The sequence below is a fragment of the Polaribacter sp. Z014 genome (assembly GCF_023555435.1).
In the GTDB taxonomy this organism is placed as follows: Bacteria; Bacteroidota; Bacteroidia; order Flavobacteriales; family Flavobacteriaceae; genus Polaribacter.
Map to the genome: position 1 here is coordinate 1 of NZ_JALCZP010000041.1, position 8,744 is coordinate 8,744.

An 8,744-nucleotide genomic window follows, 5' to 3' on the forward strand; every position below is an offset into this window, starting at 1 on the left:
AAGCAACTAATTTAGTAAATAATTACCAACCAAGAAAGTCCGCGAGGACTTTCGTAAGTAGGCGAGAAGCCAGCAATAAATTATATACGGTGTTGTGCTTTCGTTTTTATTTCATCCGTAATTATTTTCCATCTTTTCTGTCTATGAATATAAAATGATTCAGCCCATTTTGTTACAAAATTTGTTAATATTCCTGCGTACAGTTCAATTTCATCTTTGTACTTCATCTTGTTTTGGTCAATTTGTTCCATACGAATTTTATGATTCCAAATTTTCACAAATGAATTTTGTTCATTCGTAAGTATTGAGAATTTCTGATGATCAATGTTCATAAATTTAAGTAAATGAATTCCGCCGAAAGGTATTAATCCATAAATCAGCATTTTTGTCTTTATGTTCATACTTTTTTTCCAATATTCTGGAAATTCAGATTCAACAGGTTTAAATGTTACTTTTCCTTTACAAACAAATTCAAGTAATGAACTTTTTTGAACTTCATTCCAAGCCGTATTTATGTCAATATTTAACTCTGAATAAACTGTCAATTTTTTTCCTTTGACATTTTTCCCATTGTAATTGATTTCTATATTTTCAATGCTTGAATTCATTGGTTTTTATTTCTGTTTTTAATGAAGCACAACGTTGTTGTATAAGCTTTGTTGCGTTGTTTAAGTAGTGAATTTAGTAAATAAAACACGAACGGCGAAATTCCGGAGGAATTTCCCAAGTGAGCCAAAACCAGCAATAAAGTTTATACGGTGTTGAGGTTTGTATTTTTTAAATTTCCTGTTTTCTTTTTTTCATAATTTTTTCTAAATCTCTAGATATCTCAATAATTGGAAGAAATATATTATTCTCCTTGAACACCTTTTTCAATAATGCTAAATTTTTCAAGTAAATATCATAGGTCATTTTAGGATTTAAATAAGTGATAATAAAATCAACATTTTTAAGTTCTTTAAATATTTTTTGCATATCATTTAAATTGTATTTTTCACCATTGATTATTAGTTTTTTATTACTATAAATTTTCATTTTCTTATACTTATAAGATTTCAAAATCGCTTTAGCTTTATTAAACTTTAATTCATATAAATTATCAATCATTTCAAATATAGAATCTTGTCCAACTCCCATATTTTGATTTATTTCTTTCATTGATTCTAATAGTTTATAGTCTGAATCTAAGGAAGTACCATTCAGTCTTACCATAATCCCACTATTAATATCTTCCACAATTCCAGTTCTATACATTGCTCTTAAAGCTAAGGCTTTAGTCATTTGGGACTTTACTTTCTCAACATTACTATAGTAAGTATCTTTATCTGCATAAATTTGAATTATTAAACTAATTCTGTTTATTGGATCTAATTTATTTACATATTTGTGAATTGAATCTCCTAATTGTTCTATGGATAAATCAATATTTTCAAAACGAACTTTCCCATTTTTATTTAAGTAAACATTAAATAAAGGAGTAATAAATTGATTGCTGAAACTAATTTTATTTCCATAGCTTTTTGGGAGCGTAATATCAATTTCTTGTCCGAATACGAAACAAGAAACAAATAAAAGTATTAAATATATTCTTTTTCTCATTTATTTTATAATTCTGTATTTCTATTATATATAAACCACAACGTGTTTGTGTATTAATAGTTTTGGATTTAAAATTAATTATTTTCAGAATTGTAAGTACATTATCTAAAGAAAGAGTAAGTAAATTTAAAGCGATAAAGCAAAAATTATTTATACACGGTGTTGCCTAACGTAATTATTCGTTTTTCAATTCCTTTGTTGTGATTTAACCTTTATTTATTATGTCAGAACAAGAAAAATTTGCTTTAAACACAAAAATACTTTTAGTGGGTAATATTTTTATAGCTATCGGTCAAGTCATTACTTTCTGTATATTGATATCATAATGTTAGCGATTACGAAAATGGCATTAAATATCATAAATCCAATATTAATTTTAGAAAACCTTGTATTCTGTTTATTTGATATAATATTAGATTCTGCTAAATCTACTTCGATAGTAGATTTATTAATATTCGATAAATATTCTCTTCCTAATAATGTTATTTTACAATCTAAAATTTCAGGGAATCGACTTGTTCCTTTTTCGTCTTTTACTCCTTTCGGATTCAATTTATGTTCTAAAAGATTTCTTAATTTTAAAACGTTAACTGTACTTTGTATTAATTCAAAATTACTTTCCAAAGGAGCAACGTTTATAAAATCCAAACTATTATTTTTAGATAAGTATTTCAGTATTTTATATTCTAATGTCTTTTTCATTAAACTAAATTATTAATTATGTATTCTTTTATTCACGATTATTTATTAGAACAAGGTTTTAAAGTAAATAAAGAAACAAAATCAATTTACTACATTAAATACCTTTCAGAAACTATTAACGAAAGAGGTCATAGATTCAGTTATAATGTTATAGTTAATAAAAACTTAATTACTCTTTTCCAAATTTTTGAAAATCACAAAAAAGATACTGAAAGTAGAAGTATTGTTTTTCGTTGTATTTATATCAATTCAATTACTGAATTGAGATTCTTATTTGAAAACAATCTGTTTTCAGACCATTTACTTCGTTAATTCTAAATGTGTTATTTCACCAGAGACTACACTTTTAAAATTATTAGTTAAAGATAAATAATATTCAATAAATCCCTTTTTAGGTCTTTCTTTTAGATGTGATTTATATTCCTCTAATTCATAACCCTCTATAGACTCTAATAAATCTACATATATTTTTCTGTTATCTCCATCTTTCTCATTTTGTATTTCATTTATTAGTAATTCTTCAATACTATCAAAAAAATGTTCTCTATCGGAATATAATTCAATTTTACTTTCTAAACTTGTCAATCTTTCTATTTTCATAATTTTCATATTTTTCATACTTCCTCTTCTATTTTCTTATTCATTCCTTTACTCTACTTATTTATGTTTGGCAACGTTGTTGTATATGGTTTGTTGCGTGTTTTAAGCACTAAAGTAGTAAATAAAACACAGGTTTAAAGTCTGCAAGGATTTTCGTAAATAAGCTAAAACTAGCAATAAATTATATACGGTGTTGTACACTGGCTTTTTCTTTCCGCAAACTTGCTAGCGTTGGCAAAAGACATACTCTTTTGTAATTTTTGGCTTTAGCGTTGGCTGGTGCGAATTGCAAATGTGTATGGCTTTGAGCGTTGGATTAATTCCATATCTTTTTTCCTTCGTTTGCGAGCTTGTTCAGATTGGCTTTTATCTTTTTTTTCATTTCAAAAATTTCATTTTCTGTGTTCAACTGAGATTGAATAATTTTTTGTTGAGTCTTAATATCAGGACAAGGAATTTCAATGTCATATAAATCATCTTTATCTAAAGAAACATTAGAAGTTCCTGTCATTAAAGAGGCTAATATTTCTTCTTTCATTGCTGATAATATGAAATATAAATACTTAGGAAGTAATATACTTTCATCTAATACTTCTATACCACACATTATATTTGCTAAGGCAAATTTTCCCTCTATATAGTGTAATCTTCTAACACTAGCGTGTCCGTGACCAGTAGATGAAACTATAGGCACACATATAGCTTTACAATCAAAAGCGTAATTTTTGGATGTTCTGAAATTTTCGGCAGTTACAACAAATCTATATTTACCTTCTTCAGTACTTTGTGCTCCTGAATTCCCTTTAAATACCTTAATTAGTTTTTTGTCAAGTTTACGGGTTGGATAATTAGAACTATTCGCATAATGAATAGCTTTATACCTTCTTCCAACTAAACTCAAACATTTATCATTTAAAATTTCAGATTTATTAACTGTGTTGAACTTTAATGATTTACTATCTATTTTATCAGTTGATTTAAAAGTTTCAATAAGTCGTTTTGCTTCTCCTAAGTCATTCATTTTTACTGGTTTTCTTGCACCAGTTTGAGTAAATCCATCATTTTCAACTTGAACAAATAAAATTTCTTTTTTTTGTTTCGCAATTTCTTTATCTACAAAAAGAATATGAGTTTTAACACTAGCATAAGGTTTGAAAACTCCGTGAGGAAGTTCTACTACAGCGTATAATAAATTTTCTTTTATTAGTTTTTCACGTATGGATTTGTATGAAGCGTAATTATTATGCAAAACACCTTCAGGTATAATAATACCAGCTTTTTTACTGCCAGATAAATGTTCTAATATATAATCTAAGAATAAAATTTCAGATTTATTTGCTTGAATACTAAACTTTTTATGAGGTCTAATTCCTCCTTTAGGTGTCATAAAAGGTGGGTTTGCTAATATTACATCAAAATTCTCGTTCCAACGTTCTTCACTAGTTAATGTGTCATATTCAAATATGTGAGGCTCAGAAAATCCGTGTAAATACAAATTAACTAAACTTAAACGAACCATATCTGGTGAAATATCATAACCTACAAAGTTTTGAATTAACTTTTTTCTTTGTTCAGGTGTTAATTCATTTTTGTTTTTTTCTTTAATGTATTTGAATGCAGAAATTAAAAAGCCTGCTGTACCACAAGAAGGGTCTAAAACTGTATCTGTTTTGCTTGGTGCAACTATTTCAACTAAAAAATCTATTATGTGTCTTGGTGTTCTGAATTGGCCAGCATCACCTTGTGAACCCATAATTGATAGTAGATATTCAAAAGCATCTCCGAGTTTTTCACTGTGAGTATATTCAAATTCCCCAATGGTTTTTAAAAACATTTTTAATGTTTCTGGGTCGCGATAAGGTAGATAAGCATTGTTGAAAATATCCCGAAATAGTTGAGGGATATTTGGATTCTTTTCCATATTTTCAATAGCTTCTGAATATAAGTTAAGCATATCAGATGCTGTAACTCTTGCGTCAAATAGACTATCCCAACTGTATTTTTTAAACTCACCTGAAAAAAACTTCGCATTACCTCCTAATTCAATAGATTCTTTATCCATATCATCCATAAACTTATAAATTAAGCCAATGGTAATTTGTTCTATTTGTCCTTTTGGGTCTGGTAATTTACCTACTAAAATATCTCGGCAATCGTTAATTCTTTTTTTTGTTGTCGTATCTAACATAAATATTTTTTAAGCAGCAAACTGCTCTAATTTTATATAATCTTTTATATACACTGGAATTACTTTTCTGTATTTTGTAGCAACTGCCTTAAATTGTGAAATAGTCAATGTAGGATTTGTTTGTAATGCTTGAAAATCTTTTGTTTCAATTATTTTTCTAATGTCTTGGTCTACTATGTATGCTTTAAAAAAATACTTTAAAGCTCTTATATTAATCTCTTCTTCACTCGGTGGATAAATAGAAATGAATTTATCAAACTCTTCTTCCAATAATTCATCTTTTGATTTAAATTTTGGAATTATGCCGAATATTTTTTCTACAACCTCACGTATTGAAATTTTTCTATCAATTTTTGCGGCTTTACGCAGCTTTTCTAAATTGAAATATTCCTCAGGTTTATCAAATATTTCGGATTGAATATGACTTACTACGTGTTCCCAATTACCAAGTTCTACGTTCTTTTTTATAATATCATCCATTACGATTCGGTTTTCAAACTTTCTGAAAAGTTCTCTATCAATTCGCATTCCATCACAACCAATCTGCTCTTCGCTTACAGATAAAATTGGGTCTGGTCTTAAACTGTTGTATTTGTCAATATCAAAACCACTTCCGCCACCTTCTGGATTTCCATTTCTTGGTTTTGGTAATTTTAGTTTCTCATCATAATCAAATTTTTCTTCAAAATATTCACAGTTAGCAAAGAAATCAAAGAGTTTAAATATTTCTTTCTCTTTCTTTATTATTTCTTTTTCGTCAAGTTCATTTTTAAAACTATGTGTAAATGTATGTTTACGAGTTCCTCTTCCTTTTATTTGAACAAAATCAGCAGGACTGAATATTGGTCGCATCATACATAAATTAAGTAAATCAGGACAATCATAACCAGTTGTCATCATTCCAACTGTTACGCAAATTCTAGTTTTACTAGTTTTGTAGCCTTCTAACCAAGATGATTTTCCATTAAGATTATTGTTTGTAAAATTGATAGTCATTTGTTGAGCATCACCAACTTGAGATGTCACCTGAACAGCGAAATCTGAATTATATTTATTTGGGTATAATTGTTCTGCAAAATCGTTTAAAATTTCAGTGATTTTTCTTGCGTGATTTTGACTAACAGCAAAAATGATTGTTTTACCAATTTCTTTGGTAATTGGGTCACGCAAAGCATTTTCTAAAAAAGTTTTACAGAAAACACGATTTGTTTTTTCTGAAAAGAATTTTTTCTCAAAATCTCTTGAAACAAAGGTTTCTGTTTCTTCTCCTTCTTCGGTTGCAATTGCAACCGAATAACCTTCGTCAGAAAGTAATTGTGTAGTTATTTCTGTTCTAGCATCTAAAACTCTTGGGTTGATAAGGAAACCATCTTTTACTCCATCGATTAAAGAATAGCGAAAAGTTGGGTCACCACCTTCGCAACCGAAGGTTGCATAGGTGTCTCTTAATAAACGTCTTTCTATTTCTCTTGGGTCGTTTTCTTTTACTTTGTCAATATCAACACTTTTTAAATAATCTTTTGGCGTTGCTGTTAAACCTAATTTGTAACCGTGGAAATATTCGAAAACTGCTCTTGCATTACCAGAAATAGAACGATGAGATTCATCAGATATTAACAAGTCAAAATCTGTTGGTTTAAATTCGTATCTATATTTGTTATTGAACATTAATGACTGAATAGTTGTAACAACTATATCTGCTTTTCTCCAGTCGGTTTTATGTTCCTTGTAGATAAATGTTGTGTAATCTGGTTTGAGATAGTTTGTAAAAGCTTTCCAAGCTTGGTCTTCTAGTTCCAATCTGTCTACAAGAAATAAAACCCGTCTTGCATTTCGAGTTCTTAAGAAAAGTCTAATTACTCCAGCAGCAGTAAGTGTTTTTCCTGTTCCAGTTGCCATTTCAAAAAGAAAACGGTCTTTGTTATTTGCAACTGCTTTTTGTAATTTTTGGATTGCTTTTAATTGGTAATGTCTTAAAAACCGTAACCCATTATTCCAAACAAAGTCTTTACTGTCAATCGGATTTCCTCTCCATTCGGGTTTTTTTGCATAATCAGGCATTTGCACGATTGAAATAAAATCATCTTTGATTTCTTCGCTTGCTAATGTTTTTCTATCAGGATTCCATTCCTTAATTGCTCCAATTTCGCTTGGTGAAGGAAATTTGTAAATTGGTTTTGGGTTTCCTTTTTCTAAGTTCCAAAGGAAATGTACAATTCCATTTGAAAGAATAATAAATTGAGCTCCAACAGTTTTTGCATACTTTCTAGCTTGTTCCTTTGCAATAAGAGGATGAAGACTCTCTTTTTTAGCTTCTAGAACGCAGATAGGTTTGTTATTGCTGTCAACTAATAAAAAATCTAAAGAACCAGTTTTTATTTTTTCAAAATCGTTTCCCCAAGCGTCAACTTCAGTTTGGGTGATTTTTACGTGATTTTCAAGTAAGATATTCGCAGAACCTTTCTCATTGTCAAAAAATCTCCATTCTGCCTCTTCGAGCAGTTGATTAATTTTTATTCTTGCGTGAGCTTCATTTTTCATTTCTTTAATTCGGTTGAGCGTTGGCTAAAATAGCTCTTTTGTTTTTTTTAGCGTTGGATTTGCGTTGAAAAAAAAATAAATGTGCTATTTATGCGGCTGCTTTTGCGGTGTTTTTCAGCTTGTGTACAACGTTTATGTATAAGAATAGTTGCGGGTTTGTATGCGAGGATTTTCCGAAGGAAAATCAGACGTTACAAACACGCAACGACCTTTGATTAAGCACTAAACCGCAATTATTTTTATACGGTGTTAGAGCACGTATTTAATTTGGTTGTCCTTTTATGTCAATAATTTTGTTTTCCGTTTTACTAATTATTGTAAATACTATTTCATTTCCAGGATATAATTCAACTCTTTGATAAGTTATAGATTTTCTATCTGGGTTGATTTTTAAGTCAAAGCTTCCTCCAAGAGCCATTCCTCCTGCATTAGAAATTGTTCCGCTTGTAGCATCCAAAATTTCATTTTCAAATTTGATGTCAAGTATTATATTTTTTAATAAAATAGGGAATTGGGCTCCAAAAACTAATTTAAATTCATAACCTTCATCAATTTTATTTACCTCATTATGTTTTATTATAATTCTAGGGTCTTTATTATCAACTCTTTTTTTTAATAATTCAATTTCTTTTTCTTTTTCTTCTATAGCTGTTTGATATTTTTCAATTTGTTTACTCAGTTTTAAATTACTGCCCTGAAGATTTGTATTCTGACCAAGTATTTCTTTTGATTGTCCTAATATGCCTTGATTTTGATTTAGCATATCGTTGTATTGCTCACTTAAAGATTTGTTTTCAATTCTTAATTCAGATAAGTTTTTATCCAAAGAATTATTGGTGCTTTCTAAACTACCAAGTTTAGTTTGAAGACCAATATTTTGTTCAGTCAATTTTTCATTATCCTTTTTGCTATTAACTGATTGTCCGTAAATAGTTAGAAAAGTACCGACTCCTATTAGTAATATTCCTATAATTATAATATGATATCCTGTCATTTTCATTTGAGTTGTTATATGTGCTCTAACGTGGTTGTGTATTGAAAGTTGCGGTTTTATGAACGACTATTTTCCGAAAGAAAACAGAAGTGAATAAAAAAGCAACTACTTTTATTAAGC

8 protein-coding genes are annotated in these 8,744 nt (G+C 28.8%); 1 reads left to right on the forward strand and 7 read right to left on the reverse strand.

Annotation, left to right across the window (positions count from 1 at the left end; translation table 11 throughout):
* Nucleotides 1-80: 80 nt before the first annotated feature.
* The 3 genes from MPF19_RS18430 to MPF19_RS18440 form a co-directional block, all read right to left on the reverse strand.
* On the reverse strand, nucleotides 81-608 hold the full coding sequence (locus MPF19_RS18430; RefSeq protein ID WP_249989750.1) for a hypothetical protein: 528 nt from the start codon (nucleotides 606-608) through the stop codon (nucleotides 81-83).
* A gap of 169 nt (nucleotides 609-777) precedes the next feature.
* Nucleotides 778-1,599: an ExbD/TolR family protein gene (locus MPF19_RS18435; RefSeq protein ID WP_249989751.1), complete on the reverse strand. Its 822-nt coding sequence runs from the start codon at nucleotides 1,597-1,599 to the stop codon at nucleotides 778-780.
* Between the two features lie 300 nt (nucleotides 1,600-1,899).
* Nucleotides 1,900-2,301, reverse strand: coding sequence for a hypothetical protein (locus tag MPF19_RS18440; protein WP_249989752.1), 402 nt, complete (start codon nucleotides 2,299-2,301; stop codon nucleotides 1,900-1,902).
* Between the two features lie 18 nt (nucleotides 2,302-2,319).
* On the opposite strand from MPF19_RS18440, the gene MPF19_RS18445 reads away from it, so the two are divergent.
* Nucleotides 2,320-2,613, forward strand: coding sequence for a hypothetical protein (locus MPF19_RS18445; protein WP_249989753.1), 294 nt, complete (start codon nucleotides 2,320-2,322; stop codon nucleotides 2,611-2,613).
* Here the strand turns inward: MPF19_RS18445 and MPF19_RS18450 are convergent.
* The 4 genes from MPF19_RS18450 to MPF19_RS18465 all read right to left on the reverse strand — a co-directional run bounded on the left by MPF19_RS18450 (nucleotide 2,602) and on the right by MPF19_RS18465 (nucleotide 8,630).
* Nucleotides 2,602-2,919 (reverse strand): hypothetical protein, encoded by a 318-nt coding sequence (locus MPF19_RS18450; protein ID WP_249989754.1) that lies wholly within the window; start codon nucleotides 2,917-2,919, stop codon nucleotides 2,602-2,604. The genes MPF19_RS18445 and MPF19_RS18450 overlap by 12 nt on opposite strands.
* A gap of 298 nt (nucleotides 2,920-3,217) precedes the next feature.
* Entirely contained in the window at nucleotides 3,218-5,089 is a 1,872-nt protein-coding gene (locus MPF19_RS18455) for an N-6 DNA methylase (RefSeq protein WP_249989755.1), read from the reverse strand.
* Nucleotides 5,090-5,098: 9 nt separating this feature from the next.
* Nucleotides 5,099-7,630: a DEAD/DEAH box helicase family protein gene (locus MPF19_RS18460; protein ID WP_249989756.1), complete on the reverse strand. Its 2,532-nt coding sequence runs from the start codon at nucleotides 7,628-7,630 to the stop codon at nucleotides 5,099-5,101.
* A 262-nt stretch (nucleotides 7,631-7,892) separates the two neighbouring features.
* The gene (locus MPF19_RS18465) at nucleotides 7,893-8,630 is read right to left on the reverse strand and encodes a hypothetical protein (RefSeq protein WP_249989757.1); all 738 of its coding nucleotides are present in this window, start codon (nucleotides 8,628-8,630) and stop codon (nucleotides 7,893-7,895) included.
* Nucleotides 8,631-8,744: the final 114 nt, after the last annotated feature.